Annotated in this window: 25 protein-coding genes and 2 pseudogenes; 16 read left to right on the top strand and 11 right to left on the bottom strand. The window is 69.7% G+C overall.

The window, feature by feature from the left end:
• Positions 1-13: 13 nt before the first annotated feature.
• Positions 14-964, bottom strand: coding sequence for a hypothetical protein (locus AB0D14_RS08295; RefSeq protein ID WP_362776031.1), 951 nt, complete (start codon positions 962-964; stop codon positions 14-16).
• A gap of 214 nt (positions 965-1,178) precedes the next feature.
• Positions 1,179-2,834, bottom strand: a complete 1,656-nt coding sequence (locus AB0D14_RS08290; protein WP_362776029.1) for an FAD-binding dehydrogenase — start codon at positions 2,832-2,834, stop codon at positions 1,179-1,181.
• A 149-nt stretch (positions 2,835-2,983) separates the two neighbouring features.
• Here AB0D14_RS08290 and AB0D14_RS08285 point away from each other — a divergent pair, with 149 nt between their 5' ends.
• The 7 genes from AB0D14_RS08285 to AB0D14_RS08255 all read left to right on the top strand — a co-directional run bounded on the left by AB0D14_RS08285 (position 2,984) and on the right by AB0D14_RS08255 (position 8,270).
• Entirely contained in the window at positions 2,984-3,877 is an 894-nt protein-coding gene (locus tag AB0D14_RS08285; protein ID WP_362776027.1) for a DMT family transporter, read from the top strand.
• A 59-nt stretch (positions 3,878-3,936) separates the two neighbouring features.
• Positions 3,937-4,449 (top strand): NUDIX domain-containing protein, encoded by a 513-nt coding sequence (locus AB0D14_RS08280; RefSeq protein WP_362776025.1) that lies wholly within the window; start codon positions 3,937-3,939, stop codon positions 4,447-4,449.
• An 87-nt stretch (positions 4,450-4,536) separates the two neighbouring features.
• Positions 4,537-4,929, top strand: a complete 393-nt coding sequence (locus AB0D14_RS08275; protein WP_362776024.1) for a DUF202 domain-containing protein — start codon at positions 4,537-4,539, stop codon at positions 4,927-4,929.
• A 134-nt stretch (positions 4,930-5,063) separates the two neighbouring features.
• On the top strand, positions 5,064-5,351 hold the full coding sequence (locus AB0D14_RS08270; protein WP_362776209.1) for a DUF202 domain-containing protein: 288 nt from the start codon (positions 5,064-5,066) through the stop codon (positions 5,349-5,351).
• An 86-nt stretch (positions 5,352-5,437) separates the two neighbouring features.
• On the top strand, positions 5,438-5,743 hold the full coding sequence (locus tag AB0D14_RS08265) for a hypothetical protein (protein ID WP_362776022.1): 306 nt from the start codon (positions 5,438-5,440) through the stop codon (positions 5,741-5,743).
• Positions 5,744-5,999: 256 nt separating this feature from the next.
• Positions 6,000-7,022: a phosphotransferase family protein gene (locus tag AB0D14_RS08260; RefSeq protein ID WP_362776020.1), complete on the top strand. Its 1,023-nt coding sequence runs from the start codon at positions 6,000-6,002 to the stop codon at positions 7,020-7,022.
• Positions 7,023-7,028: 6 nt separating this feature from the next.
• Positions 7,029-8,270, top strand: a complete 1,242-nt coding sequence (locus tag AB0D14_RS08255; RefSeq protein WP_362776019.1) for an acyl-CoA dehydrogenase family protein — start codon at positions 7,029-7,031, stop codon at positions 8,268-8,270.
• Between the two features lie 171 nt (positions 8,271-8,441).
• Here the strand turns inward: AB0D14_RS08255 and AB0D14_RS08250 are convergent, their stop codons facing one another.
• Entirely contained in the window at positions 8,442-9,032 is a 591-nt protein-coding gene (locus AB0D14_RS08250; RefSeq protein WP_362776017.1) for a hypothetical protein, read from the bottom strand.
• Between the two features lie 780 nt (positions 9,033-9,812).
• Here AB0D14_RS08250 and AB0D14_RS08245 point away from each other — a divergent pair.
• Positions 9,813-9,977: pseudogene (locus AB0D14_RS08245) on the top strand (MBL fold metallo-hydrolase); the annotation flags it as partial.
• A gap of 131 nt (positions 9,978-10,108) precedes the next feature.
• On the opposite strand, the gene AB0D14_RS08240 reads toward AB0D14_RS08245, so the two are convergent.
• Positions 10,109-11,089, bottom strand: coding sequence for a helix-turn-helix domain-containing protein (locus tag AB0D14_RS08240; protein ID WP_362776016.1), 981 nt, complete (start codon positions 11,087-11,089; stop codon positions 10,109-10,111).
• A 130-nt stretch (positions 11,090-11,219) separates the two neighbouring features.
• Between AB0D14_RS08240 and AB0D14_RS08235 the strand changes: the two genes are divergently transcribed.
• The 3 genes from AB0D14_RS08235 to AB0D14_RS08225 are packed head-to-tail and all read left to right on the top strand — an operon-like array spanning position 11,220 to position 13,039.
• Positions 11,220-12,185, top strand: a complete 966-nt coding sequence (locus AB0D14_RS08235) for an NADP-dependent oxidoreductase (RefSeq protein WP_362776207.1) — start codon at positions 11,220-11,222, stop codon at positions 12,183-12,185.
• A gap of 30 nt (positions 12,186-12,215) precedes the next feature.
• Positions 12,216-12,536: an NIPSNAP family protein gene (locus tag AB0D14_RS08230; protein ID WP_362776014.1), complete on the top strand. Its 321-nt coding sequence runs from the start codon at positions 12,216-12,218 to the stop codon at positions 12,534-12,536.
• A 56-nt stretch (positions 12,537-12,592) separates the two neighbouring features.
• Positions 12,593-13,039 carry a heme-binding protein gene (locus tag AB0D14_RS08225; RefSeq protein WP_362776012.1) on the top strand — a complete coding sequence of 149 codons (447 nt, stop codon included), beginning with the start codon at positions 12,593-12,595 and terminating at the stop codon, positions 13,037-13,039.
• Positions 13,040-13,109: 70 nt separating this feature from the next.
• Here the strand turns inward: AB0D14_RS08225 and AB0D14_RS08220 are convergent, their stop codons facing one another.
• Positions 13,110-13,556, bottom strand: a complete 447-nt coding sequence (locus tag AB0D14_RS08220; protein WP_362776010.1) for a transposase family protein — start codon at positions 13,554-13,556, stop codon at positions 13,110-13,112.
• Between the two features lie 219 nt (positions 13,557-13,775).
• On the opposite strand from AB0D14_RS08220, the gene AB0D14_RS08215 reads away from it, so the two are divergent.
• Positions 13,776-14,516 (top strand): class I SAM-dependent methyltransferase, encoded by a 741-nt coding sequence (locus tag AB0D14_RS08215; RefSeq protein ID WP_362776008.1) that lies wholly within the window; start codon positions 13,776-13,778, stop codon positions 14,514-14,516.
• Positions 14,517-14,563: 47 nt separating this feature from the next.
• Here the strand turns inward: AB0D14_RS08215 and AB0D14_RS08210 are convergent, their stop codons facing one another.
• Positions 14,564-14,896, bottom strand: a complete 333-nt coding sequence (locus AB0D14_RS08210) for a hypothetical protein (RefSeq protein ID WP_362776006.1) — start codon at positions 14,894-14,896, stop codon at positions 14,564-14,566.
• 100 nt (positions 14,897-14,996) lie between these two features.
• Between AB0D14_RS08210 and AB0D14_RS08205 the strand changes: the two genes are divergently transcribed.
• On the top strand, positions 14,997-15,530 hold the full coding sequence (locus AB0D14_RS08205; protein ID WP_362776004.1) for an NUDIX hydrolase: 534 nt from the start codon (positions 14,997-14,999) through the stop codon (positions 15,528-15,530).
• Here AB0D14_RS08205 and AB0D14_RS08200 read toward each other — a convergent pair.
• Positions 15,511-16,398 (bottom strand): annotated as a pseudogene (locus tag AB0D14_RS08200) (hypothetical protein); the annotation flags it as partial. The gene AB0D14_RS08205 and the pseudogene AB0D14_RS08200 sit on opposite strands and share 20 nt — an antisense overlap.
• Before the next feature lie 2 nt (positions 16,399-16,400).
• On the opposite strand from AB0D14_RS08200, the gene AB0D14_RS08195 reads away from it, so the two are divergent.
• Positions 16,401-16,886 (top strand): hypothetical protein, encoded by a 486-nt coding sequence (locus AB0D14_RS08195; RefSeq protein WP_362776002.1) that lies wholly within the window; start codon positions 16,401-16,403, stop codon positions 16,884-16,886.
• Here the strand turns inward: AB0D14_RS08195 and AB0D14_RS08190 are convergent.
• The 3 genes from AB0D14_RS08190 to AB0D14_RS08180 form a co-directional block, all read right to left on the bottom strand.
• Positions 16,769-17,362, bottom strand: coding sequence for a TetR/AcrR family transcriptional regulator (locus AB0D14_RS08190; RefSeq protein WP_362776000.1), 594 nt, complete (start codon positions 17,360-17,362; stop codon positions 16,769-16,771). The genes AB0D14_RS08195 and AB0D14_RS08190 overlap by 118 nt on opposite strands.
• Before the next feature lie 84 nt (positions 17,363-17,446).
• The gene (locus AB0D14_RS08185) at positions 17,447-19,120 is read right to left on the bottom strand and encodes an AMP-binding protein (protein ID WP_362775998.1); all 1,674 of its coding nucleotides are present in this window, start codon (positions 19,118-19,120) and stop codon (positions 17,447-17,449) included.
• Positions 19,117-19,884 (bottom strand): SDR family oxidoreductase, encoded by a 768-nt coding sequence (locus tag AB0D14_RS08180; protein ID WP_362775996.1) that lies wholly within the window; start codon positions 19,882-19,884, stop codon positions 19,117-19,119. Before AB0D14_RS08180 ends, AB0D14_RS08185 begins: the two co-directional genes overlap by 4 nt.
• 231 nt (positions 19,885-20,115) lie before the next feature.
• Here AB0D14_RS08180 and AB0D14_RS08175 point away from each other — a divergent pair, with 231 nt between their 5' ends.
• Together AB0D14_RS08175 and AB0D14_RS08170 are read left to right on the top strand one after the other, a co-directional pair.
• Positions 20,116-21,387 carry a DUF1343 domain-containing protein gene (locus AB0D14_RS08175; RefSeq protein ID WP_362775995.1) on the top strand — a complete coding sequence of 424 codons (1,272 nt, stop codon included), beginning with the start codon at positions 20,116-20,118 and terminating at the stop codon, positions 21,385-21,387.
• 202 nt (positions 21,388-21,589) lie between these two features.
• Entirely contained in the window at positions 21,590-22,933 is a 1,344-nt protein-coding gene (locus AB0D14_RS08170; protein WP_362775993.1) for a serine-threonine protein kinase, read from the top strand.
• A gap of 84 nt (positions 22,934-23,017) precedes the next feature.
• On the opposite strand, the gene AB0D14_RS08165 is transcribed toward AB0D14_RS08170, so the two are convergent.
• Positions 23,018-25,807, bottom strand: a complete 2,790-nt coding sequence (locus AB0D14_RS08165) for a penicillin acylase family protein (RefSeq protein WP_362775991.1) — start codon at positions 25,805-25,807, stop codon at positions 23,018-23,020.
• Positions 25,808-26,037: the final 230 nt, after the last annotated feature.

Raw genomic sequence — 26,037 nt, 5'->3', positions numbered from 1 at the left:
GAGTGGGTGTCGTTCAGACCATGCCGAGCACGCTGGCGCGTGCGGCACGGAAGGCCTGCTGCGGGTCCCGGTCGGGGTACGACCACGGCACCGGGGTCACGTGCGGTCCGATGCGGTGGAACAGGGCGGCCGCCTCGGCGCCCCGGCCCTCGCAGACCTTGGCGTGGACGAGGAAGTTGAGGTCGAGCCGGCTGCGCGGGTGGTCGTCGCGCTCCCACTCCAGCCACCAGTCGAAGGCCGTCTTCATCACCTGGCGCGCCCGGCGCCCGACCCAGTGCCCGGAGGCCACGGGGTCGGCCGGTTCGCTGCCCGCGGCGGCCAGGACGCGATAGCGCTCGGCGTGCGCGACGACGGGCAGGATCGCGAGCGGTGAGTCGGCGGGTGCCTGCTCGGCGGACCAGGCCGCGAAGTCGTAGACCTCGTGCAGCGGGTCCTGCCCGGCCTCGGGCCGCCGCTCGGCGAGCCGGGCCACCATCAGATGGTGGGCGTGGTGATGGTCGGGGTACCGGTGGCGGACCTCGTCGAAGAGCTGGACCACGTCCGGCTCACCGCCGAGGACGCGCTCCAGCATCAGCAGCCCGAGCCAGGGCGTGGGGTCGGCCGGCAGCGCCGCGGCCGCGGCACGGCACGCCTCACGCGCCCTGACGGGCTTCTCCTTGCCGTTCAGGGCGCGTTGGACGGTGGCGAGGGCGAGCAGCACGGCGGCGTCCCCCGACTCGGGATCGGCTAGCTGCCAGTCCCTCGCCCAGGCGAGCGTGCCGCTCTCCGCCGCGAGGGTCGTGACGCGGTGCCCACGACGGTCCCAGTCGTCACCCGTCTCGACGAGCAGCGCGCGCACAGCGGTCCACCGCCCCTGGGCCAACGCGGCGCGGGCGGCGACGAGTTCGGCGTCGTCGAGCGCGGCGTCGAAGGTCTGGACCGCGCGCTTGCGGGCGCGGCCGAGAGGTGGTGGGGGTGGGGACACCGCGGGACTTCCTCACACGACGCGGTCATTCGACGGCTGTTCCGTTTTGCGCACAACCAGCCCGTTCTGTGAAGCCGGTTGACTTTACCGATGACTGGTTTTTGTCAGCGGTCGATCACGGACAGCAAACCCTCCACCACGGCTTCACGTCAAGGGCTACCCGTTGGTGATACGCGTCAACTCGGCCTCCGGTAACGCGAGTTGGCCCCTGTCGTCACTTCACGGCCTTCGCCGCGGCCCGTCCCGCCGTACGTCCGGAGAACAGGCAGCCGCCGAGGAACGTGCCTTCCAGGGACCGGTACCCGTGCACTCCGCCGCCGCCGAACCCGGCCGCCTCCCCCGCCGCGTACACCCCGGACAGCGGGTCGCCGCCCTCGGTCAGCACCCGGGACGAGAGGTCGGTCTCCAGACCGCCGAGCGTCTTGCGGGTGAGGATGTTGAGGCGGACGGCGATGAGCGGCCCGGCCTTGGGGTCGAGGATGCGGTGCGGGGTCGCCGTGCGGATCAGCTTGTCACCGAGGTAGGCACGGGCACCGCGGACGGCCATCACCTGGAGGTCCTTGGTGAAGGGGTTCGCGATCTCCCGGTCGCGGGCGGTGATCTCGTGGCGCAGCCGGGCCTCGTCGATGAGCGGCTCCTTGGTCAGCGCGTTCATGCCGCGGACGAGTGCGCCCAGGTCCTTCTCGACGACGAAGTCGGCGCCTTTGTCCATGAACGCCTGCACCGGCCCCGGCACATCGGCCCGCGCCCGCTGGAGGACGCCCTTGACGGACTTGCCGGTCAGGTCGGGGTTCTGCTCGGATCCCGAGAGCGCGAACTCCTTGCCGATGATCTTCTGGTCGAGCACGAACCACGTGTAGTCGTACCCGGTCTTCATGATGTGCTCAAGCGTGCCGAGCGTGTCGAAGCCGGGGAACAGCGGTACGGGCAGCCGGTTGCCGCGCGCGTCCAGCCAGAGCGAGGACGGGCCGGGCAGGATGCGGATGCCGTGCTTCTCCCAGATGGGGTTCCAGTTCTGGATGCCCTCGGTGTAGTGCCACATGCGGTCACGGTTGATGAGGTGCGCGCCCGTGTCCTCCGCGATGCCGAGCATCTCGCCGTCCACGTGCGCGGGCACGCCGGAGATCATCCGCTCGGGCGGGGCGCCGAGGCGCTCGGGCCAGTTGGCGCGGACGAGTTCGTGGTTGCCGCCGATGCCGCCCGATGTGACGATCACTGCCTGGGCCCTGAACTCGAAGGCGCCGGTGACCGCGCGGCTGCTGGCCCGGCCGCGCTCGACGCCCGACGGCTCCAGGACCTCGCCGCTCACGGTGTCGACCGTGCCCGCGCTGCGCGACAGGCCCGTGACCCGGTGACGGAACCTGAGCTGTACGAGGCCCCGCGCGACGCCCGCGCGCACCCGCCGCTCGAAGGGCTCGACGAGTCCCGGGCCCGTGCCCCAGGTGATGTGGAAGCGCGGCACGGAGTTGCCGTGGCCGTTGGCGTCGTAGCCGCCGCGCTCGGCCCAGCCGACCACCGGGAACCAGCGGACGCCCTGCCGGTGCAGCCAGGGCCGCTTCTCGCCGGCCGCGAAGTCCACGTACGCCTCGGCCCACTTACGGGGCCAGTGGTCCTCCGGACGGTCGAAGCCCGCGGTGCCCATCCAGTCCTGGAGGGCCAGCGCGTGGTTGTCCTTGATGCGCATCCGGCGCTGCTCGGGAGAGTCCACGAAGAACAGACCGCCGAACGACCAGTGCGCCTGGCCGCCGATCGACTGCTCCGGCTCCTGGTCGAGAAGGATCACCTTGCGCCCCGCGTCGACGAGTTCCGCGGTCGCCGCGAGGCCGGCGAGCCCCGCTCCGATCACGATCACGTCTGCGTCGTACGCCATGAGCAGGTCCTCCTCGGCCTTGTTACTGATCGGTCAGATCCTTGGGCAACGGAGTGACCCAGTCAACTGCCGGGTTTCGGGTACTCGGGCTACAGTCGTTCGAAACCACACCTCGCCCCGTCACCGTCTGAAGTCTTGAGGTACGCAGCGTGTCGGTTCTGGTTCTCGTCCTCGCCGTCGGCGCGGCCTGCTGCCTGGGCTTCGGATTCGTCCTCCAGCAGAACGCGGCGGCACACGCTCCCCTGGGCGACTTCCTCTCCCCGCGACTCCTCCTCGACCTGGTGAAAGTGCCCCGCTGGCTGGGCGGGATCGCGTTCATGGTGGCCGGCATGGTGCTCGGCGCCCTCGCGCTGTCACACGGCGAGGTGTCGCTCGTCGAACCGCTCCTCGCGACGAATTTGCTGTTCGCGCTCGTACTCTCCCGGCACCAGACCCGCCAGTCGCTCGGCAGGCAGGGCTGGGGAGGACTGCTGCTTCTCGCGGGCGGGGTGACGGCCTTCATCGTGGCCGGCCGGCCGGAGGGCGGGGACGCCGTCTCCGACCCGCTGCGGCACTGGCTGATCATCGGCGTGATGGTGGGCCTGGCACTGCTGCTCACCACGTATGCCAAGCGCTCCCGGCTGAGTGCGGGACCGGCCATCCTCGGGGTGGCGGCGGGACTGCTGTACGGGGTGCAGGACGCGCTCACCCGGGTGAGCGGACAGCGGTTCTCGGACGGCGGATGGACGGCGCTCGCCACCGGATGGCAGCTGTACGCGGTCGTCGCACTCGGGATCACCGGGCTCGTGCTCGTGCAGAGCGCCTTCGAGACCGCGCCGTTGCGGATGTCGTTGCCCGCGCTCACCGCCGCCCAGCCGCTCGCCGGGATCGTGTGCGGGGTGGGCTTCCTCGGCGACCGGTTGCGGACCGATACCGGGGCGCTGGCCTGGGAGGCCGCCGGACTCGCCGGAATCGTGGCGGGGGTCGTCCTGCTGGGACTGCATCCCGCGATGCCGAGCGGTGCCGCGCTCAAGGAGCGGCTGCGGGATTTCCAGCCTCGCTGAAAGCTCCTGGCGTGGGGCAACGCAAGGCGTGACGCGGGGCGTGCTGCTTGGATGGCCGGATGAGTTCCGCTGACGAGATTCTCGACGTCGTCGACGAGCACGACGTGGTGGTGGGCCGGGCCCGGCGCGGGGACGCGTACGCGCGCGGGCTGCGGCATCGATGCGCGTTCATCCAGGTCAGAGATGCGGCCGGACGCCTGTTCGTGCACCGGCGCACGTCGACCAAACTGGTGTTCCCCTCCCAGTACGACCTGTTCGTCGGCGGGGTGGTGGGCGCGGGCGAGAGCTACGATGACGCGGCGCTGCGGGAGGCCGAGGAGGAGCTGGGCGTCTCCGGGCTGCCCCGGCCGGAGTTCCTCTTCAAGTTCCTGTACGACGACGGGACCGGGAAGAGCTGGTGGTCGGCCGTGTACGAGGTGCGGTGCGAGCTGCCGGTGAGCCCTCAGGTGGAGGAGGTCGCCTGGCACGCGTTCCTGCCGGAGGACGAGGTGCGAAAGCGGCTGGCGGAGTGGGAGTGGGTGCCGGACGGCTTGGCCGCGTACGCGCGGCTGCGCGCCTTCCGGGGAGCCTGACGGGGCCTGCGGCCCCCGAAGAGGTCCGCGGCCCCGAAGAGGTCCGCGGCCCCGGCGAGGTCCGCGGGCGCCGGTAGGGTCGCGGGCGTGATCGAATTTGTGCGGAACGTCCAGTTGTGGTTCGCGCCTGAGCGGATCAAGGAGGACGGGGACACCCCCGACTACCGCTTCTCGCTGGCGAACGAGCGAACGTTCCTGGCCTGGCTGCGGACCTCCCTCGCCCTCATCGGCGGCGGCTTCGCGGTGGACCAGTTCCTGCCCGATCTGCGGTGGGCCTGGCGGGCCGGTCTCGCGCTCGGCCTGCTGGCCGCCGGAGCGCTGTGCGCGTTGCGGGCGGTGAACCACTGGGTCCGCTGCGAGCGCGCGATGCGCCGGAACGAGGATCTGCCGGTGTCCCGTTTCCCGGCCCTGCTGAGCATCGGTGTGGCCCTGGTGGCCGTCGCGATGGTCGTCGTCGTGCTCGTCGGGTGGGAGGCGTGACGGCACACGCCCCGGAACCCGAGAACCGGGACTGCGACCAGACCCAGGACCAGGGCCAGGACCGGACCCGCGACCGGGGCCAGGCCCAGGACCAGACCCAGGAACAGGGCCGGGACCGGGACCGGGACCCCGGACTGCAGCCGGAGCGTACGCGGCTGGCATGGCGGCGTACGACCCTGTCGGCGACCGTGGTCGCGGTACTCGCCGGGAAGTCGGCGTTGCGCGAAGGCCCGGGAGTGACAGCGTTCGTGGTGTGCGCGCTGTGCTGCGGGCTGTGGCTGGGGTTCCTCGCCGTGGCACACCGGAGGATTCGCACGCTGTCCGGGGCCGTGCCGCCGGCGGTGTTCACCCCGAGGCATGCGGGCACGGCAGCGCTCTGCACGATCGCGATGGCCGTCTGTGCGACGGCGCTCATCTTCTGACCAGCGATTTGGGCGGGTATGCGGCTGTTCATGTGGTTAGCCTGACCGGCGTCACACTCCGCACCCGACCTCCGAAGGCGAGCATCATGACCACGCTCCACCAGGAACACACCTCCCACGAGTCCCATGAGCACACCCACGGCCCGGGCTGCGGGCACGCCCAGGTACCGCACGGCGACCACGTCGACTACGCGCACGACGGGCATCTGCACCGCAGCCACTCGGAACACTGGGACGAGTGCGAGCCGGCCGGGCACGTCCCCCACGAGGGGCACGGCCACGAGCACGGCACCGACTGCGGACACCCGGCCGTGACGCACGGCGACCATGTGGACTACGTTCATGACGGTCACCGCCACGCCCGGCACGACGGACACTGGGACGACCACTAGGCATCGCGGGGCAGACACCACGGGACAGACACCGCAGGGCAGACACCACGGGGGCGGGCATCGCGAGGCAGACATCGCGGCACACGCGTGAGCCCTCACGGAGATGCCGGAACCCCCGGGCCGTCGGTGACGGCCCGGGGGTTCCTTGTGACCGGCCGGCCGAGACGCCGGTCACGTTTCGCCCGCCCACTGGACGGCATACCGACCGGTCGGCATCATGTGGGGAGTCCTGATTCCCGCCTACGGAGGCAACACGATGAGTCCAGACCACCCGCCAGGTCTCGATCTCGACCGGCTGCGCGGCCTGCTCGACAGCGAGCGGCCCGGGCTGGTCAACGGCCCGCTGACCGGCCGGCTGATCGAGGGCGGACGGTCGAACCTCACGTACGCGGTGACGGACGGCGCCTCGAAGTTCGTCGTACGCCGGCCGCCGCTGGGACACGTACTGGCCACCGCGCACGACATGAAGCGCGAGTACCGGGTGATCAGCGCGCTGCACCCGACCGCCGTACCCGTGCCCCGTACCCTCCTGCTCTGCGAGGACGTGGAGGTGCTCGGCGCGCCCTTCTACGTCATGGACTTCGTGGAGGGCACGCCCTACCGGACCGCCGAGGAGCTCGCTCCGCTCGGTCCGCAGCGCACACGCGGCGCTGTCCTCGGCCTCGTCGACACCCTGGTCGAACTGCACGCCGTGGACCCCGCCGAGGTGGGCCTCGCCGACTTCGGCCGCCCCGAGGGCTTCCTCGACCGGCAACTGCGGCGCTGGGGCAAGCAGTTGGACGCCTCCCGCAACCGCGAGCTGGCCGGCATCGACGAGCTGCACGCCGCGCTGGGGCGCGAGCTGCCGCACTCCCCCACCGCCACGGTCGTGCACGGCGACTACCGCCTCGACAACGTGCTGATCGGCGAGGACGACCGGATCAGGGCGATCCTCGACTGGGAGATGTCCACGCTCGGCGACCCGCTCACCGACCTGGGCCTGCTGGTCATGTACAGCATGCCGCTGGGGCTGACCGACTCCCCCGTCTCCACGACCGCGACGGCCGCCGGCCACCCGTCGCCGGCCGAGCTGATCGAACAGTACGCCGCGCGCTCGGGGCGCGACGTGTCCGCGGTCGCCTGGTACACGGCGTTCGCCTGGTTCAAGCTCGCCGTGATCCTGGAGGGCATCCACTACCGCTACACGCTCGGCCAGACCGTCGGCGCGGGCTTCGACCGTATCGGCGACCTGGTCCCCGTGTTCATCGAGCACGGCCTGACCACCCTTCAGGAAGGCTGACGGATCATGGACTTCGCATTCGACGCGCGCACCGAGGAACTGCGGGCCAGGCTTCTCGCCTTCATGGACGAGTACGTCTATCCGGCGGAGGCCGTCGCCCACGAGCAGCGTGGACAGCTGGCATCACCGTGGGACACCCCCGCCGTGGTCGAGGAGTTGAAGGCCGAGGCCCGCCGTCAGGGGCTGTGGAACCTCTTCCTGCCCGACTCCGAGTACGGGGCCGGGCTGACGAACCTCCAGTACGCGCCGCTCGCCGAGATCACCGGCCGCTCCCCGCAGCTGGCGCCCACCGCGCTGAACTGCGCGGCGCCCGACACCGGCAACATGGAGGTGCTCAGCCAGTTCGGCGACGAGCAGCAGCGCAAGCAGTGGCTGGAGCCGCTGCTCGCCGGTGAGATCCGGTCGGCGTTCGCGATGACCGAGCCCGAGGTGGCCTCCTCGGACGCCACCAACATCACCACGCTGATCGAGCGCAGCTCCGGCGGCACGGACGGCACGTCCGACACCGACGAGTACGTCATCACCGGCCGCAAGTGGTACATCTCCGGGGCGATGAACCCCGACTGCAAGATCTTCATCGTGATGGGCAAGACGGACCCGCAGGGGTCCGACATCCGCCGTCAGCAGTCGATGGTGCTGGTGCCGCGCGACACCCCGGGTGTCGAGGTGCGGCGCGCGATGCAGGTGTACGGCTACGAGGACCACTCCCACGGGGGCCACGCGGAGGTCGTCTTCCACGGAGCGCGCGTCCCGGTCACGAACCTGATCGGCGAGGAGGGCGGCGGCTTCGCCATCGCGCAGGCGCGGCTCGGCCCCGGCCGTATCCACCACTGCATGCGGCTGATCGGCATGGCCGAGCGGGCGATCGAGCTGATGTGCCGGCGGGCGGTCTCCCGTGAGGCGTTCGGCAAGTCGCTGGCCCAGCAGGGCGTCGTCCACAACTGGATCGCCGACGCGCGGGTCGCCGTCGAGCAGCTCCGTCTGCTGGTCCTCAAGACGGCCTGGATGATGGACACCGTCGGCAACAAGGGTGCGCACAGCGAGATCCAGGCGATCAAGATCGCCACGCCTCGTACGGTGGTCGACATCATCGACAAGGCGATCCAGCTGCACGGCGCGGGCGGCGTCAGCCAGGACTTCCCGCTGGCCGAGCTCTGGGCCGGCGCCCGCACCCTGAAGCTGGCCGACGGGCCGGACGAGGTGCACCAGCGCTCGCTGGCGCGCAACGAGCTGAAGAAGTACGCCTGACCCACCGGGGTGGCGGGTGGGGGCGGGGCGGGGGCACGGTTTTCAAGAGCGTCACGCTGTCACGGCCTTCCTCGCCCTGACCTGCACCGATACGTCAACCGCGCGGAGTTCCAGGTGCATTGGCCCACACATGGCCCACGGACTCCGCACTGAGGCTTAACTGCTGACGGCTCAGGCGCGGCGCCATGCTTCGAAGAATCGCTCGCGGTCCTCTGACGTTTCGAACTCCCGCCGACCGGCCAGCGCGACGCGCCATGCACTCATCTCTGCGTCCCGTAGCCACAGCTCGCCCCCGTATCGGCCACTGACGCCGATGGCGCCGCCGTCGAGGGCTGAGCCGATAGTCTCCGCCACGTCGGTGCGCTGAGACGGCGTCAGCTCCTCCAGAAAGCTCAGAACGCGGGAGGCAATACCGCCCTCGTTGCCGTCATGGATCCGGTCGAAGAAGGGGCCGCCCATGTTGGCAGGGTGGATGTTCCAGGCTCCGCTGCCCCCGGCATCGCGGATGCGCTCCCAGAATCCTTTCCCTTCTGTGGTTCCCGGCAACGGGAGCGCCGCGAACAGGTCGATCAAGTGGCCGTTGGCAGCTTGGCTGTACGCGGTGTCGCAGGATGCAGCAGCAGCAATTCTGGCGACATGGCTGACAGTGAGGCCACTGTCCTCGGGCCAGTCGAGCGGGGCATTGAGCTTCTGGGCGAGGTGCTGTTCCAGCTCGTCGTACTCATCAGGCTGTTCGCTGCCGATAGACCGGTTCACGATCATTCTGTCCCCCTGGGGCGGCGGTCCGATTCTCGGGCCTATCAGGCATGCCAGCACGAGGGTCCTCGGCATCGGTGATTTTGGTCGAAGTAGATCCCCCGTAACGAGCACTGTGCCGGGTGGGGCGCTGCCTTGGGTTGGTGTGCCTCTCACCTGCGCTGATCGTCCGCAGACGTCCGCGCTCGTCTGTCGTTGTTCGTCGGCGTTGTCACGCAGTTAGACACTCACCTGGTACGACTTCCGGTGCGCGGGATCAACGCACGTCAGCTCAGTTCTCCGGGTGCAGGCATAACACGTCCGGTGTCGCAGATCATCTCCGGGACCCCAGGCCACAGCGGGGTGGGGGTGGTCACCCGTGGGCGTCGGCTGCCAGCGTTGGTCGGCCTCGCACGGCCCAGGGACGGCCCAGGGACGGCCCAGGAGGTCTGGTTGTCGCAGGCGACTCGCAGGCTAGGTCCGCTGGAGATCCATTGAGCTGATTCCATCCTGAAAGTCGCTGGTCAGTGGGCCTGGCATGGGGGGAGGGCGTGGTGCTCGCACTGGTCAGGATCGTGATCGGTAGCAGGTGATCGTTTGCCATGGGGCTCGTTCGCCGAAATCGCGGCGCGGGTGGTCCTCTCCTCGTAGGGTCCGGCAGGAAGATCCGGTCCGGGGAGGGGAGTTTGTGGTGGATGTTCCGACTTCGGCAGTGGAACGGCGGGTGTTGCTGGCCGAGCGCGCCGAGCGGCTGCGTAAGGAGCTCGTCGAGATCGACGTCGAGGTGGTCCGGCTGGAGGCCGCAGAGATCGTGTGCGCGAGGTCGCCCCGCGGGATGCCTACGCCGTGCACGACGGCGCCCTCAACGACATCGGCGCCGCCATGGTCGAAGGCTTCCTCGGCGAGCGGGGCCCCGGGCTCCCAACCCGCTATCACCGGCTGACCCCGGGTACGAGCGCCCGAATCAGTTGAGGGCCAGGAAGTCGCTGACCGTTTGATTGGCTGTCCCGGCAGGGACTGCTGGAGTGGAGCCACCGGCACAAGCCCCCGTACTCACCCTGAGTTACCGTCAGTGCCCGTCGGTGGTCTCTGCCTTCTGGCGGTCAGCGTGCCGTCATCGGCTCCCGTGCGCGGTGGGCACGCCGGTAGGCCAGTGGCGACAGGCCCACATACGTGTGGAAGTGCTTGCGCAGGGCGACGGGGTCGCCGAAGCCGCAGGCGGTGGCAACCCGCGCGACGGTCAGGTCGGTGGACTCCAGCAGCAGGCGCGCGTGCGCCAGCCGCCGCTGCGCCAGCCACTTCAGCGGGCTGCTGCCCACCTCACTGCGGAACCGCCGGGTGAAGGTGCGCACGCTCATGTGCGCGTGCCGGGCCATGTCCTCCAGCGTGACCGTCTCGGCCAGCCGGTCCAGCGCCCACTGGCGGGTCGCCGAAGTGGAACAGTCGGTTTCCTGCGGAATCGGGTGCTCGATGAACTGCGCCTGCCCGCCCTCGCGCCACGGCGCCACCACGCAGCGCCGCGCGGCCGCCGAGGCCACCGCCGCCCCGTGGTCCAGACGGACCAGGTACAAGCACAGGTCGATGCCGGCCGCTCCTCCGGCGGACGTCAGGATGCGTCCGTTGTCGACGAACAGCACGTCCGGATCGACCTCGACGTGGGGGAACAGCCGCGCCAGCGCGTCACACAGCGCCCAGTGCGTGGTGGCCCGCCGACCGTCCAGCAGGCCGGCCGCCGCGAGCAGGAAGGCCGAGGTGCACAGGCTGACGATGCGGGTCCGCGGCCCTATCCGGGCCAGCGCCGCGGCGAGTTCCTCGGGGAGCGTGCCGGTGGCGAGCAGGTGCTCGCTGGGCTCCTGTGTGGCGAGTACGACGGTGTCCGAGGTCTCCAGTACCGACTCATCGTGGTCAACGACGATCCGGTAGTCCTCGTGCGTGCGCACCGGCCGGCCGCCGAGGGAGCAGGTACTGACGGAGTACAGGCGGGTCCCGTCCGGTTCACAGGCCTCGTTGAAGACCCGGGCCGGGATGCCCAGGTCCAGCGGCAAGACTCTGTCGAGGGCGAGAACGGCAATACGATGCGGCATGGCTGGAATAGTACGACAGGTGGCTCCCCGGCCACTCACCCGCCTCCGCGAGCACACGCCACTCTTTCTTTGGCCGGGACCGTGATCCCCCGGCCAAGGAAAGAGTGAGACGGACATGAGCGAGGACAACATGAGCGAGCGCATCATGCGGGCTGTCACCGTCAGGGAGTTCGGCGGGGCAGAGGTGCTGACCGTCCAGGAGGTCGCACGCCCCGAGCCGCTGCCGACCGAGGTACTGGTACGTGTGCACGCCGCCGGGGTCAACCCGGTGGACTGGAAGACCCGCGAGGGCCAGGGCATGGCAGGGCTGCAGACGTTCCCGCTGATACTGGGCTGGGACGTCTCCGGTGTCGTCGAGGAGGTCGGCTTCGGCGTGACCACGCTCGCGCCCGGCGACGAGGTGTACGGCATGCCGTGGTTCCCGCGCGCCGTCGGCGGCTACTCCGAGTACGTGACCGCACCGGCCCGTCAGTGGGCCCGGAAGCCGACCACCCTCGACCACGTGCACGCGGCCGCCGTGCCACTCGCGGCCCTGACCGCCTGGCAGACCGTGGTCGACACCGCCCACGTGCAGGCCGGCCAGCGCGTCCTGATCACAGCCGCCGCCGGCGGGGTGGGCCACTTCGCGGTCCAGTTCGCCCGGCACCTGGGCGCCCACGTGATCGCCACCGCCAGCGCCGCCCGCCACTCCTGGCTCAAGGAACTCGGCGCCGACGAGACCATCGACTACACCACCACCCGCTTCGAGGACGCCGCCGCCGACGTCGACGTCGTCATCGACCTGGTGGGCGACGCGCATGGCCAGACCAGCACCCGCTCGCTGAAGACCCTGCGCCCAGGCGGCCTGCTGGTGGCCGTCCCGGCCGGTGTCTCCCCCGAACTGGCCGCGGCCGCCGAGGCGGCCGGCGTGCGGGTCACTCCCTACCTGGTCGAGCCGGACGGCGCGGCGCTGACCACTATCGCGGGCCTGATCGACGCCGGCGAGGTCGCCGTCGAGGTGGCGGAGACCTTCCCGCTCGAGCAGGCCGGCACAGCCCACACCCGCGGCGAGACCGGCCGCACCCGCGGCAAGATCGTCCTGACCATCGCCGACTGACCACCCGTACAAGGGCTTTGGAGCAACAGCGTGTACTACGAGATTCGCCGCTACCAGGCCCGGCCCGGACGCCGCGAGGAGTGGGTGCGCTACATGGAGGACGTGGTCATCCCGTTCCAGGCCTCGCTGGGCATGGACGTGACCGCCTCCTTCGTCGACGCCCAGGACGAGGACGGCTACGTGTGGCTCCGCCGGTTCGAGGACGAGGCCCAGAGCGAGGCCCTGTACGCGGCCGTCTACCAGCACGACCGCTGGCAGAACGAGATCGGCCCGGTCGTCCACGGCCTGCTGATCCTTGAGGAGACCGTCGTCACCCGCGTGGCCCCCACCCCGGCCTCACCCCTGCGGTGACCCGGCTCCGGACCGCTTCATCCGCCACCGCACAACACAGCGACAAAGGAACCTCCATGAGCACCGGCACACTTCACACGTCGGCCCCGGCCCCGTCGGTCACCCAGGCCGCCGCCGGCGCACTCATCGCGGCGGTACGCACCGCCGCTGCCCGGATCGGCTTCACGGCGGCCATCGCCGTCACCGACCAGGGAGGGCATCTGAAGGCATTCGACCGTGCCGACGACGCGCCCTTCCTCACCGCCGAGGTCGCCCTCGACAAGGCATGGACCGCGGCCGCCTTCCACATCCCCACCCATGCATGGAACGACTACCTCGCCAACCCGCGGGTCGCACCACTAGCCGGCCACCCTCGCCTGACGGCCGTCGGCGGCGGCTACCCGATCACCGAGAACGGCCGGTGCATCGGGGGGCTGGGGCTCTCCGGCGGCAGCTACGAGCAGGACCAACAGGCCGCCGAGGAAGCCCTGGCCGCCCTCGGGTTCGAGCTGCCCGGTCACTGACCGACCACCGGAGCGTCGGTCTACCGACGGCTGCAGCCCATTGAGCTGAATCCATCCTGGAAGTCGCTGGTCAGTGAGCCTGGCATGGGTGGAGGGCGAGGTGCTCGCGCTGGTCAGGATCATGATCTGTAGCAGGAGATCGTTTGTCACCTCTGCACTTCGGTGTTCGCCAGGACGAGCAGAGCGCGCAGGAGGGTGGTCGCGTGGCGGGCGTTCTTCGGACCTTGGTGAGGATGCGCCAGGTCTTGAGGTTCGCGAATCCATGTTCGTTCGCGGCGCGTTCGCGGCTGACCAGGCGGTTCGCCTTCTTCTCGGCCTCGGTCAGCTTGTGGTTCCGGGTCGCCTTGCGGCCGGTGATGATGACCGGATTGTCGTCGGGGTCGTCGTCCAGGCCGACGAAGCCGAGGTCGGCCAGGGCGCCGAGTTTCGCCTCGCGGAGGTGGGCAGTGATCTTGTTGTGGCGGGCTGCGACGATCTCGCTGGAACGGCCTGGCTTGGCCGCCGAGATCCAGATCAAGTTGCGATGGAATCAGCTCATTGCGGGACCACCCTCAGAACTCCTAACGAAATGATCTCCAAGGTGGTTGGATCACTCCGGGACTGATGATCCGGGATGCGGGGTGGTTCGGTCGAAGCTGTGGCAAGGCGACGACGAGTTGTGGGCGGTGCACGCTGCGCCGAGGGGAACCTTAAATACGTCGACAGCGCCCCTCGGCACCCGGCAAAGTGGCCGTCCGTGACAAGCAGTGAACTGTGGACCCGTGCGACCGCCGACCGCTACGACGCCGAGGAGACCGAAACGTCCTCGGCTGCCGTTCTCGGACCGACGCTCGCCTTCCTCGCCGAGCTCGCCGGAGACGGCCGGGCACTGGAGTTCGCCATCGGAACCGGACGAGTGGGCGTCCCGCTCCGGGAACGCGGCGTGCCGGTAGTAGGCATCGAACTGTCCGAGCACATGACAGCGGTGCTGCGGCGCAAGATCGGCGAGAGCACGCTCCCGGTAACCATCGGGGACATGGCCACCACCGTCGTCCCAGGCGAGTTCACCCTGGTCTATCTCGTCTACAACACCATCACGAACCTGCTCACGCAGGACGAGCAGGTCGAATGCTTCCGCAACGCCGCACGTCATCTGGAGCCCGGCGGCCGATTCGTAATCGAGCTGGGCGTGCCGCCTCTGCGGTTCCTGCCGCCCGGCCAGTTCGCGGTGCCGTTCGATGTTTCCGAGCAGCATCTCGGCTTCGACACCTTCGACCTGGTCGAGCAGATTCTCGTCTCGCACCACTTCACCCGCGACGGCGACGACGGCCGCTACCGTCGCGGCAACTCCCGGCACCGGTATGCCTGGCCGGCAGAGCTCGACCTGATGGCACGGATCGCTGGGCTCGAGCTGGAACGTCGCGTCGCGGACTGGGACGGGGCGCCGTTCGCCCAGGACTCCTCGAAGCACATCTCCGTGTGGCGCAAGCCAACCTGAGGTCGGCCACCGGGCTGTCAATGTAAGCCGTGCCTATCCTGAAACTCCTATGGAGAGTTCAGGCGCCGCCAGCAGATCAGTGCGTATCCGAGGGTGAGGAAGGCTTCATGGATGTCGTCGCGTATCTCCCAACGGATCCGCAGGCAACGTAACCAGTGCAGGTGGGCGAATGCTCGCTCCACGACCCAGCATTGGGCGCCGAGTCCGGAGCCATGCTCAGTGCCCCGACGGGCGATCAGCGGCTTCACGCCGAGATCCAAGACGAGGCGGCGGTACTTGTCGTGGTCATAGCCACAGTCGCCCAGCACCACGTCCGGGCGGCACCGGGACCGGCCGCGCTCGCCCCGCACCGCCTCGTCCTGAACCGGAGTGTGACTCATAGGCGGGACATCTCGTCAAGGTGACGCGAAAAGTTCCGAATGTGCGCCCGGCTCCGAGGCGGTCTGAGATCGTGGAGACCGATCGAGAGGGGCCGCAGGCATGGAGTGGAAGACCCACGGTGAACGTCAGATCTACAACAACCCATGGGTGAACCTGTGGCTGGTGGATGTCCAGCAACCGGACGGGCGTCGCTGGGAGTACCACGTCGTTCGCCTTCGGCACCTGGCCGTGGCCGCCGTCGCCAACGACCGCCACGAGGTGCTCATGATGTGGCGGCACCGCTTCATCACGAACTCCTGGGCCTGGGAGTTGCCCATGGGCCTGGTCGAGGAGGGCGAGACTCCTGAGGAGGCTGCAGCCCGCGAAGTTCTGGAGGAGACTGGCTGGCGTCCTGGGCCCACCAAGCCCTTGATCTACGCCGAGCCGGCCAACGGGATCACCGACTCGCAGCACCACGTCTTCCGCGTAGATGGCGCGACCTACGCCGGGCCTCCGACAGAAGAGAACGAGTCCGACCGCATCGAATGGATCCCCCTCAGTGAGGTACGGGGGATGATCGACCGCCGCGAGGTCGTGAGCAGTGGCTCTCTCGTCGGGCTGCTGTACCTGCTCGTGGATGAAACGATCCGCTGACAGGTGGAAGGACTTCCCGTAGCCGGGCCTCGAAGGCCAGGGCTACGGGTTCTTGCCTGTGGGGAGCCAATTGGCCGTAGAACTCCCTGAGATGCCCCGTTACCCGCTCGGACACCACGGTCGACGCGGACTCCAGAGCTTGCGTGGCGGTGTGGCACGCCTGGTCGAGTTTGCCCTGGTCCAGTTGCGTCCGGGCCAGCCAGAACGCGTGAAACGCACGGCCGCGCTGGTTGGCGCGGTCTTCTCTGCGTAAGGCGTCCGCGATCAAGGGTTCGGCTGTCGCCGCTTCACCCAGCCGGCCATGGGCGATGCCCGTGTCCACGATGAGCTTCGGCTCGTCGAAGTAGGTCACCCATGACGGGTCCGGGTCGCTCATCTGGATCCGCTCGAACTGGCGGTGCGCCTCCGTGAGCGCCCGGTGGGTGGAGGCCTGGCTGCCAAGGGCGGCATGGGCGAAGGCTTCGCGCATGGACAGCATCGACAGAACACGCGGTGTTGTGTCGGGTGCCGAGCGGGCCTGGTCCTGGGCGGCGGTGACGAGCGCCAGAGAGTCCGCGGGCTTGTCCTGGTAGGTCGCCTGCAAGCTCATGCAGGCAAGGACATTGGCCATGAACTGTCGGTCATCGATGTGCTTGGCCAGTTGCAGAGCCTCGCTGAAGTAAGTGCGGGCCTGGTTGTACTGGCGGGCGTCGAAGTGGATCCAGCCGGTGAGGCGTGCCAGTTCGGCGGCGATGCCGTATAGGCCGTACTGGATGGATGGGGGTCGATTTTCCTTCATCAACCCGACCACGTACCGGAGCTGACCAACGACGGCCGGCCTCAGGGCCTCTCCACCATGCTGATTGTCTCGTCGCCAGTAGTCCTCGATGCATGACGGCAACAGCAAACGACCAGAGGACCGGCCGCACCATGGCGGGTGAGGAACTGTTCGAGAGCCTCGCCCACTTCGTGGTCGTCCACGACGGGCAGTCGCCCGAGCGTGCCGAGTGGATCGCGGACCAGGCGGTCGCGTTCCTCGTCACCGCGGCCACCGCCACCGTTGCCATGGTTCCGTCGGACGACGTGGACCTCGGCCTGCACGCTCTCATCCTGCACACGAAGGAGTACGCCGGGCTGTGCGAGCAGTACGCGGGCCGATTCCTGCACCACAACCCGAAGCCGGGCGGAGGAGGCGTCGCGCAGCCCCCAGAAGCGACGGGAACGGGAAGGGGCGGCGGGTGCGGAATTCCCCCAATGACCTACGGTCGAAGCGCCCGCAGCAGCAGGTCCGCCAGCTGGTCGGCGACCTGCTGGCGGGTGAGCGGGCCGTCCGGCCGGTACCACGTCGACAGGTGGTGCACCGAGCCGAAGTGGTAGTCGACGACAAGGTCCGCCGAAGTCTCCTTCGAGAACACCCCCGCCTCCTGCCCCTCCTCGATCAGCGCCCGGAACCGCTCGTGGTACCGCCGCCGCTCGGCCCGTACCTGCTTGTTCTTCTCAGGGCTCAGATGGTGCATCGAGCGGAAGAAGATCGACGCGTCGTCGAGGTTGTCGATCGTCGTGACGACGACATCGGCGGCGGCCCCCCGCAGCCGCTCCTCCACCGGCGCCTCGGCGTCCGCGAAGGCGTCGAGCCGCTCCTGCTGCACCCGCAGCACCCGCGCGTACACCTCGTGGAGCAGATCGTCCTTGGACCCGAAATAGTGGTACAGCGCCCCCTTGGTGACACCGGCCGCCTCGACGATCTCCTGGACCGAGGTGCGGTCGTAGCCGCGCTCGGCGAAGAGCCGGGTGGCGGCGGCCAGCAGTCGCCGCGGAACGGGCGTGCCGTCCCCGTCCTTCGTCCTGGGCACTGCCGCCACCTGCCTTCCAGTGTTCTGTGTGCCGTGTGCTGCTCTGTGTGCTGTTCTCTACGCGTTGCCCACTGACCTACTGCCCTACTGACCTTCGTGCGGCCGGGAACGCAGCTCCCGACGGAGGATCTTCCCACTGGCCGTTTTCGGCAAGTCGGGCAGGATCTCGACCTGCCGCGGGTACTTGTAGGCGGCCAGTCTCTCCTTGCAGTACGCGGCGAGTGCGACCGGGTCCTCCTCGGCGCCCGGCCGGAGGCTGATGTACGCCTTGACGGTCTCGCCGCGGTACCCGTCGGGCACCCCGACGACAGCCGCCTCACGCACGGCCGGGTGAGTGTAGAGGACGTCCTCGACCTCGCGCGGCCACACCTTGAAGCCGGACGCGTTGATCATGTCCTTCTTGCGGTCGACCACGTAGAGCCAGCCGTCCGCGTCCATGAACCCGATGTCACCGGTGCGCAGCTCGCCGTCCGGGAAGGTCTCCGCGGTGGCCTCGGGGCGCCGCCAGTAGCCGGGCACGACCTGCGGGCCCCGTACAAGGATCTCGCCCGGCTCTCCGAACGGCGTCTCCCGGCCCTGGTCGTCGACGATGCGTACGACGGTGTCCGGTCCTGGCAGGCCGACGGCGAGCGTCCCGGAGGCCGGGTCGACCGGCGCCTCCAGGCCGGGCGGCACCGAGGCGCAGGGCGCGGTGCACTCGGTGAGCCCGTAGCCGTTGCGGATGTACGGCCCGAAGCCCGCCCGGAACTTCTCGACGAGCGCGGGCGGGACCGGAGCGCCGCCGGAGGAGATGTTCACGAAGGAGGAGAAGTGGTCCGGCGTCACGGACGGGTGCGCGGCCAGCGCCATGAAGGCGGTCGACGGGCCGACCGTGTAATGCGGCCGGTGCTCGGCGAACGCGTCGAGGACGACCCCGGCCTCGAAGCGGTACGCGAGGACGAGCGTGCCGCCGCTGTTGAGGCACGCGATGAACTGGCAGACCATTCCGGTGATGTGGAACAGCGGTGCCATCGCGAAGTACACCGGTGCCTCGGGCAGGGCAAGGCCCGTCCGCTGGCGCTCGGCGTTGTACATGATGTTGCCGTGCGTGTTGACGGCCCCCTTGGGGGCGCCGCTGGTGCCCGAGGTGTAGCTGATCAGCGCGATGTCCGACGGGCCGAGGCCGAGGCCGCGGTCGGCCGGGGCCTTGTGGCCCGCCTTCGCGACGGTCACCAGATCGTCGGCGTCCGGCGCCTGTGCCAGCCGCTCGAAGGTCAGCACGCGCGCGTCGCCCCGCGTCTGGAAGTCCAGTTCGCAGCCGGTCAGCACGATGCGTACGGACGAGTCGGCGGCCGTCTCCCGCAGATACGACTCCCAGGCCCGGTCGGAACAGATCAGCGCGGCGACCTCGCCGTCCCGCAGGACGTGCGCGACCTCGCCGGACTTGTACATGGGGTTCACGGGCAGGACGGTCGCGCCGGCCTTCCAGGCACCGAGGACGGCCAGCACGAAGAGCGGGCTGTTCTGCAGCAGGACGGCGACCCGGTCGCCGCGCTCCAGGCCCCGGGCCGCCAGGTGCCCGGCGACCGAGTCGCTCAGCTCGTCCACCTCGCGGTAGCTGAGCCGCCCGTCGAAGTAGGCGAGGAAGGTGCGGTCGGGGGTGGCGGCGACGGCCCGGCGCAGGGCGTGCACGGGCGAGTCGTCGGGGCTGATCGGTCCACGCTGGGCCTCGTTGAGGAGCGCGACCCACGGCTTGGCCGCGTACGGGGAGGTGGTCATCGGCCGTCCGCCTCCCACTTCTGCTGGAGGTGGTTCATGTTCGTCAGCCAGCGGTCGGGGGTGGCGGCCCGTGCCTGGTAGTACTCGGCGACCTCGGGGTGCGGAAGGATCAGGAAGCGGTCCTCCTCGATTCCCGTGAAGAGGGCGTCCGCGACGGCCTCGGGCTCGATGGCGCCGGGCCGCAGGACGAGGTCCCCGGCACTGCCGGTGCCCGCGAGCATGTCGGTGCGCACGCCCTGCGGACAGATCGCGTGCACCTTCAGCCCGCGGTGGCGGTACGTGAGGGAGAGCCACTCGGCGAAGGCGTACGCGCCGTGCTTGGTGACGCTGTACGGGGCCGCGCCGATCATGGTGAGCAGTCCGGCCGCCGAGACGGTGGAGACGAAACGGCCGCTGCCGCGCTCCAGCCAGGCGGGGAGCAGTTCGTTGGCCGCGCGGACGTGCGCCATCACGTTCACGTCCCAGGCAAGTTCCCAGACCTGTTCGGGAGCGGCTTCCGAGCCGCCGGAGCCGACTCCGGCGTTGGCGCAGTAGATGTCGACGGTGCCGCCGAGGGCGTCCCGGGCCTCGGCGACGATCGTGGAAGCGTCGCCGGGAACCGCTGTGCCGCCGATCTCGTCAGCGACCGCCCCGGCCTTCACCGCGTCCAGGTCGTTGACGACGACCCGGGCCCCCGCCGCGGCGAACCTGCGGGCCAGCGCGGCTCCGATCCCGCCGCCCGCTCCGGTGACGACCACTCCGGCATCCTGTATGGCTTCCACCATCGGTCTCCTTCGACACGACGAGATCTCGGCTCTGCTCACCATCAGACTAACCAGTCGGTATGTAATGAGGGAAGGCCGGCCGCACCCCTTCGGGCGCACGGCGACCGGCAGCCCCGTAAGGGGCGCGGGGAACCGCGCGACCAGCCACGACGAACCGGCGGCTTACGAACAACCGGCGGAAGCCATACCGTGCACGTGCCAGCGCCAACCTTCCGAGATCACGGAGGTCACATGCACCGCCTGTCCAGACGGAGTCTCCTGGCCGCAACGACCACCGCAGCCGCGGTCTCGGCAGGCCCACGCGCCACAGCCGCGACCACAACCGCAGCCACCCCCACCCCGGAAACGGCGACCCGGCGTTTCCGGACCGGCTTCGAACGGCTCGCCGCGGACGGCTACACCCTCCTGGAGGGCAGCCGCGTCGGGATCGTCACCAACCCGACGGGCATCACCAGGGACGCACGCCACATCGTCGACGTGATGCACACCGACGACCGGGTGGACCTGGTCGCCGTCTTCGGCCCGGAGCACGGCTTCCGCGGCACCGCGCAGGCGGGCGGCTCCGAGGGGCGCTACGACGACCCGGCGACCGGCCTGCCGGTCTACGACACGTACCTGAAGAGCGGACAGCCGCTGGCCGACATCTTCACGGCCTCGGGCGTGGACACGGTCGTCTTCGACATCCAGGACGTGGGCGCCCGCTTCTACACGTACATCTGGACGCTGTACGACTGCATGGAGGCGGCCCGGCTCGCGGGCAAGCACTTCGTGGTGCTCGACCGGCCGAACCCGGTGACGGGGCGCGGCGCGTACGGGCCGGTGCTGCACAAGGAGTTCGCGACCTTCGTGGGCCGGGAGCCGATCTCGCAGGCGCACGGGATGACGGTCGCGGAGCTGGCGCGGCTGTTCAACGCGGAGTTCCTCACGGCGCCGGTGCCTCTGGACACCGTGCGGATGTCGGGCTGGCGGCGGTCGGACTTCTACGACGCCTCAGGTCTGCCCTGGGTGCCGCCGAGCCCGAACATGCCGACGCCCGACACCGCCCTCGTGTACTCGGGCACCTGTCTCTTCGAGGGGACGAACCTGTCGGAGGGGCGGGGCACGACCCGCCCGTTCGAGTTGCTCGGCGCGGAGGGCATCGACCGGCGGTGGGCCGCCGAGGCCGGGCAGCTGGGGCTGCCGGGGGTGCACTTCCGAGAGGCGTACTTCGCGCCCACCTTCTCGAAGTTCCAGGGCAAAACCGTCGGTGGCGTACAGATACACGTCCACGACCGCGCCGCCTACGACTCCGTACGCACCGGGATCGCACTGTTGGTGACCGCCAAGCAGGTCTGGAACGGCTTCGCCTGGCGCCCGGACAACTGGATCGACAAACTGACGGGCTCCACGCGGGTACGCACGATGATCGACGCGGGCGCGACGGCCGACGAGGTCGTGGCGGGCTGGCAGGACGAGCTGGCCGCGTTCCGTCGCGTACGCAAGGAGCATCTCCTCTACCGCTGATACCGCCTCGGGTACAGCCACCCTGATCATCCGCGGCGTCCCACCCGCACCGGATCCCCTATCCTGGACCACCCGTTCCGGATCATCCGCTGAGACGCGAGTTCGGGCTGGTCAGACCGGACGTGACCGCTGGCCAACTCGCCCTGTCGGCGGGACGATGCGTGCACCGCGCGCGGGTTGCGGAGGTCGAAGGGGGCTCGTCATGGCGGATCCGGAAGTGGGCGTGACTCCTTACTGGGAGCTGACGTTCGACGCGGACGGGGATGTGAACGCCAAGCAGCGCGACCGGCTGCTCCGGGAGGTCGTGGACCGGGGTGTCAAGGACCTGATCGTGTTCGCGCACGGCTGGAACAACGACCGTTCGGGGGCGACCCGGCTCTACAGCCGCTTCTTCGAGCCGATGCCCGCACTGGCGCCGAACGCGCGGCTCGGGTACGTGGGCGTGATGTGGCCGGCGATGCGGTTCGCCGACGAGCCGATCCCCGATTTCGAGCGGACCGTGTCCGCGCAGTCCGTGGGCCCGGCGCTGGACAAGGGGACACGGAGCGCGCTGCTGACGGTCTTTCCCGGCCGGGCCACGCTGATCGACCAGATCGCCCGGATGCTCGACCAGCAGCCGGAGGGCGAAGCGGCGCTGGAGGAGTACGGGCGGCTGGTGCGGCTGCTCGTCGAGCTGCGGCCGGAGGCGCCGGGTGCCGCGTTCGCCTCGGACACCCAGGCGGGGGCGGACTCCCGGAGCGACCCGGAGATGTTCCTCGGGAACGCGGCGCTGATGTGCCACGAGTTCGGGCGGGCACTGGCGCAGGACGCGGCCGGCGCCGGCGCCGAGACCGGGAGCGACGGCGCGGCCGAGGCGGCGCCCGAGGTGCCGCGGGTCTGGGACGGGGCGCACGAACTGCTGCGCCAGGCGACGTACTTCGCGATGAAGCGGCGTGCGGGCACGGTCGGCGAGCGCGGGCTCGGGCGGATGGTCGGGCGGCTCGCCCAGGCGGCGCCGGGACTGCGTGTGCATCTCGTGGGGCACAGCTTCGGCGGGCGCCTGGTGTCGTTCGCGCTGCGCGGGATGCCCAAGGGAGTGCGGGCCGTGAAGTCCGTGACGCTGCTCCAGGCGGCCTTCTCGCACTACGCGTTCGCGGCACGGCTGCCGCAGGACGTGCGGGGCAGCGGTGTGCTGCACGGCCAGCAGAACCGTATCGACGGCCCGTTGGTCTGCTGTTTCTCGCGCTTCGACTCGGCGCTCGGCACGATCTACCCGCTGGCCTCCCGGACGGCGGGCGACGACCGGACGGCCGCCGGCTTCGGCCTTCCCCGCCTTCTCGGGCCCCGGTGGGGCGCGTTGGGCCATGACGGGGTGCAGGCGGTGTCCGGCACGAAGGCGTTCAGGCTCTCCGACGCACTGGCGGCGAGGCTGCCCGTGTCCGGGTGCGTGAACATCGACGCGTCCTCGGTGGTGCGGCGCGGCGGCAGCCCGGCGGGCGCCCACAGCGACATCTGCCACCGGGAACTGGCCCAGGTGGTACTGGCGGCGGGCCGCGTCATCCGCTGACCCACCGCCCGTGCAGACGTCCGTACGCACCTCCGTACACAGGTCATACGTCCGTACGTCCCCGTACGTCCGTCCGCCCGTACCTCACCGGTGTGAGGTGAACTCCACGACCTGCTGGTAGGTCGGCCGGTTCTGCCAGCTGATCTTCCCGTGCTTGATGCCGCCCAGCGTCCGCTGGTTGATCGAGTCGGCGCACCACTGGTCGCCCGCCGAGCAGAGGTCGTCGCCGGGGTAGACCTGGGCCGCGGTCCTGCCCGCCGCCTGCTTGAGCGTGCTGATCAGGATGTCCCGGCAGGCGCTGAGGCTGCCGCCGCCGCAGTACGGCTTGGCGAGTCCGCCCTGGACCGACTCGCCGAGCACCGCCCGGATGTCCTTGTGGACGTAGCTCCACCAGCCGTACTGGAAGGAGCTGCCGGCGTGCGACCCGGTGGGCCCGTGTCCCGCCGACGGGGCCTCGTCCACCGGCAGGTTGTTCGTCATGGCGGTGTAGAGGCCGCTGCCGAGGCCGGGTTCGAACTCGGCCTTCACCAGCAGTGGCCACCATGCGTCGAGGATGCGGATCGCCTCCGCGTTGGAGTAGGCCTTCGAACCGGCCGCGGTCTCCTTGCGTCTGGCGCCCGCCGTCACCCAGTCGGACAGCTTCGTCGCCGCCGCCGCGGCCGTCGCGTCGGTGACCGGCGAGTTGTTGACGACCTTCAGCAGTTTCGGCAGCACGTCCTCGGCGCGCAGGTCGGCCAGTGCCGCGTCGGCCATCGCCTTGGTGAGCGACGCCCTGGTCACCCCGCCCGCGGTCACCAGCTTCTTCACCCGGTCCTCCAGGAGGTTGCCGCGGTGGACGGAGCCGTTGCCCCAGGGGGCCGTGGTGTAGTCCTTGGCCTGTTTGTTGTTCCAGGAGATGTAGTAGTCCTGGTCGACGGAGTTGGGGTGGGCGGACGCCGGGGTGTAGTCGGCGGTGTTCGTCGTCGGCGTCCAGTTCTTCCACTCGTACGCCGCCTGCGCCTGGACCGGGAACTCGGCGTCGACCCCGTCGGCGCGCACCGGGTTGTCGCCGCTGTTGTAGTACGCGGTGTGCTGCGAGTCGGCGTAGAACCAGTTGAAGGTGTAGTTGATGTGCTGCACCGCCGCCTGGAAGGTCTGGGGGCTCTTCACGTAGTCCGGGTCATTGAGCATCTGGAAGCCGATGATCGAGTCGGCCTCGTGCAGGTAGGAGGAGCGCAGGGTGGTGTAGGCGACCTTCTTGCCGTCGACGGTGGCCCGGTGGGTGACCGGCCCGTACTTGGTGCGCCAGACCTGCATGCGGTAGGAGCCCGCGGCGGTTCCGTCGGCGGTGGTGGGCTTCCAGGCGTTGGTCTGCTCGATCTTCTCCATGGCTGTGCAGGTGCCGTGGTAGAGGTAGTGGGTGTCGTCCTGGCACAGCTCGACCGCGTACGTGTCGATGATGTCCTGGCCGGAGGTCGTGGCGCTCCACGCGTAGTCCTGGCCGCGGCCGAGTTCGACGTACATGCTCAGGCCCGCGAAGGAGGCGCCGCGGGCGCTGAGGCCGGGGCCCTGGATCTCCTGGAGCATGAGCAGCTGTGGCGCGAAATAGCCGGTCTGCGGTCCGAAGACGGCGATCGGGTGGCCGCTCGCGGTGGATTTGCCGCTCACCACGAGGGCGTTGGACATGCCGCGCCTCGCGGAGCTGAGGGCGCTCGCCGTCGCCGAGGCGGACGTTCCGGTGGCCGTGGACGTGGCCGCGCTGCCGGTGCGGTCGTAGACCAGTGGTTCCTCTGCCACCGTGCCCGCGGCGGGCAGGGCGGCGCCCTGCGGGGTGGCCGGTTTTGTGGCGTACGGGAAGCTCTCGCCGTTGTGGACGGTGAGCACGGCCTCGGGGTCGTTGCGTTCGCGGAAGGACTCCCAGACCTTGGTGCCCTCCTCCGCTCCGTACTTGGACTGGGCCGCGAGGAGCGAGACGGCGTTGTTGACCTCGCCGCCTCCCCCGGAGCCGAAGAGCGCGCCGATGACGGAGGCGAGGGCGACCAGGTCGGTCTCCTTGAAGTGCTCGATGGTCCCGGCGTTCGTCACGGAGTCCTTGTGGCCGGTCAGGACGTACTCGCCGGGGAAGTAGCGGCCGCTGTCGGAGGCGTCGATGTAGGCGTTGATGCCGGCGATGTAGGCCCTGACATCGGCGAGTGCCTGCCGGCCGCGGGCGCCGTTCGAGGCGGCGGCGTTGTCGATCTGGGCCTGCAGATCGGCCTCGGTGTAGGGGGCGTGGCGCCAGAACTCCTGTTCAAGGCCCTGGTTGGACGGGGCGCCGCCCGCGAAGGCGGTCAGCTTGCCGCGTCCGACGTGCCGGAAGACGTCCATCAGCCACAGCCGGTCCTGGCCGGCCGCGTACCCCGCGCCGAACTCGGTTCCGTAGCGGGTGGTGCCTGTGATGTGCGGCACACCGGCCTTCTTGTCGCGGACGATCGTCACGTCGGTGCGTCCGGCCGGCTGCAGGGTGGACTCGACCTGGCCGGCGGGGACACCGAACGAGGCGTCCCTGAAGAAGTCATTAATTTTGGCGTCGGTGAGCGTGGAGTAGCCGGACGCCAGATTGCCGTAGGGCGCCAGCTGATCCTCCGCGTGGGCGGGCTGACTGCCGAAGGCCTGGTTGAGAAGGATCTCGGCGAGGGTCGCATTGCCGTTCTGACCTGCCGGAAGAATGTCGGAACACTGACCGCCGCAGTAGTCGTTCGCCGCCGCGACAGTGGTGTCGGCTGCGATCGCCTGGGAAAGCGGTGACAAAAGACCGGCAACGAGAACGCATACAGAAGCGCCCATGAGGAACTTGGGGAATCGGCGGGGAGTTCTCAGTCTGACGAGGATGGTGCGTGGGATACGCCGGGGCATGGCTGACTCCTCACGACGGGGATGGGCCGGACGTTACCGCCGGTATCCCCAAGTTAAAAGATGAACATGCGTCACTTTTGGCGCCGGAGGGGCCGACGGAGCCCCGCCGGGGCCGCCGACCGCCACCGGCCGGCGGCCGGGAACGTCGGCAGACGGCCGACAATCGCCTTGCGGATGGCCGATATCCGGCCGGTTGGTGGTTTTACGGCAGCAGCCGAAAAACAGATGGA

Source organism: Streptomyces sp. NPDC048484 (genome assembly GCF_040651415.1).
GTDB lineage: Bacteria > Actinomycetota > Actinomycetes > Streptomycetales > Streptomycetaceae > Streptomyces.
The sequence above is the reverse complement of the archived record's forward strand: the minus strand, read 5'-3'. Positions and strand labels throughout refer to the sequence as shown.

Coding starts and splice junctions, on each gene's coding strand:
- AB0D14_RS08290 (WP_362776029.1), bottom strand. CDS start 2,834: ATGGCGTACGACGCAGACGTGATCGTGATCGGAGCGGGGCTCGCCGGC.
- AB0D14_RS08280 (WP_362776025.1), top strand. CDS start 3,937: ATGAGTTCCGCTGACGAGATTCTCGACGTCGTCGACGAGCACGACGTG.
- AB0D14_RS08265 (WP_362776022.1), top strand. CDS start 5,438: ATGACCACGCTCCACCAGGAACACACCTCCCACGAGTCCCATGAGCAC.
- AB0D14_RS08260 (WP_362776020.1), top strand. CDS start 6,000: ATGAGTCCAGACCACCCGCCAGGTCTCGATCTCGACCGGCTGCGCGGC.
- AB0D14_RS08255 (WP_362776019.1), top strand. CDS start 7,029: ATGGACTTCGCATTCGACGCGCGCACCGAGGAACTGCGGGCCAGGCTT.
- AB0D14_RS08250 (WP_362776017.1), bottom strand. CDS start 9,032: ATGATCGTGAACCGGTCTATCGGCAGCGAACAGCCTGATGAGTACGAC.
- AB0D14_RS08240 (WP_362776016.1), bottom strand. CDS start 11,089: ATGCCGCATCGTATTGCCGTTCTCGCCCTCGACAGAGTCTTGCCGCTG.
- AB0D14_RS08235 (WP_362776207.1), top strand. CDS start 11,220: ATGAGCGAGCGCATCATGCGGGCTGTCACCGTCAGGGAGTTCGGCGGG.
- AB0D14_RS08225 (WP_362776012.1), top strand. CDS start 12,593: ATGAGCACCGGCACACTTCACACGTCGGCCCCGGCCCCGTCGGTCACC.
- AB0D14_RS08210 (WP_362776006.1), bottom strand. CDS start 14,896: ATGAGTCACACTCCGGTTCAGGACGAGGCGGTGCGGGGCGAGCGCGGC.
- AB0D14_RS08205 (WP_362776004.1), top strand. CDS start 14,997: ATGGAGTGGAAGACCCACGGTGAACGTCAGATCTACAACAACCCATGG.
- AB0D14_RS08195 (WP_362776002.1), top strand. CDS start 16,401: ATGACGGCAACAGCAAACGACCAGAGGACCGGCCGCACCATGGCGGGT.
- AB0D14_RS08185 (WP_362775998.1), bottom strand. CDS start 19,120: ATGACCACCTCCCCGTACGCGGCCAAGCCGTGGGTCGCGCTCCTCAAC.
- AB0D14_RS08180 (WP_362775996.1), bottom strand. CDS start 19,884: ATGGTGGAAGCCATACAGGATGCCGGAGTGGTCGTCACCGGAGCGGGC.
- AB0D14_RS08175 (WP_362775995.1), top strand. CDS start 20,116: ATGCACCGCCTGTCCAGACGGAGTCTCCTGGCCGCAACGACCACCGCA.
- AB0D14_RS08170 (WP_362775993.1), top strand. CDS start 21,590: ATGGCGGATCCGGAAGTGGGCGTGACTCCTTACTGGGAGCTGACGTTC.
- AB0D14_RS08165 (WP_362775991.1), bottom strand. CDS start 25,807: ATGCCCCGGCGTATCCCACGCACCATCCTCGTCAGACTGAGAACTCCC.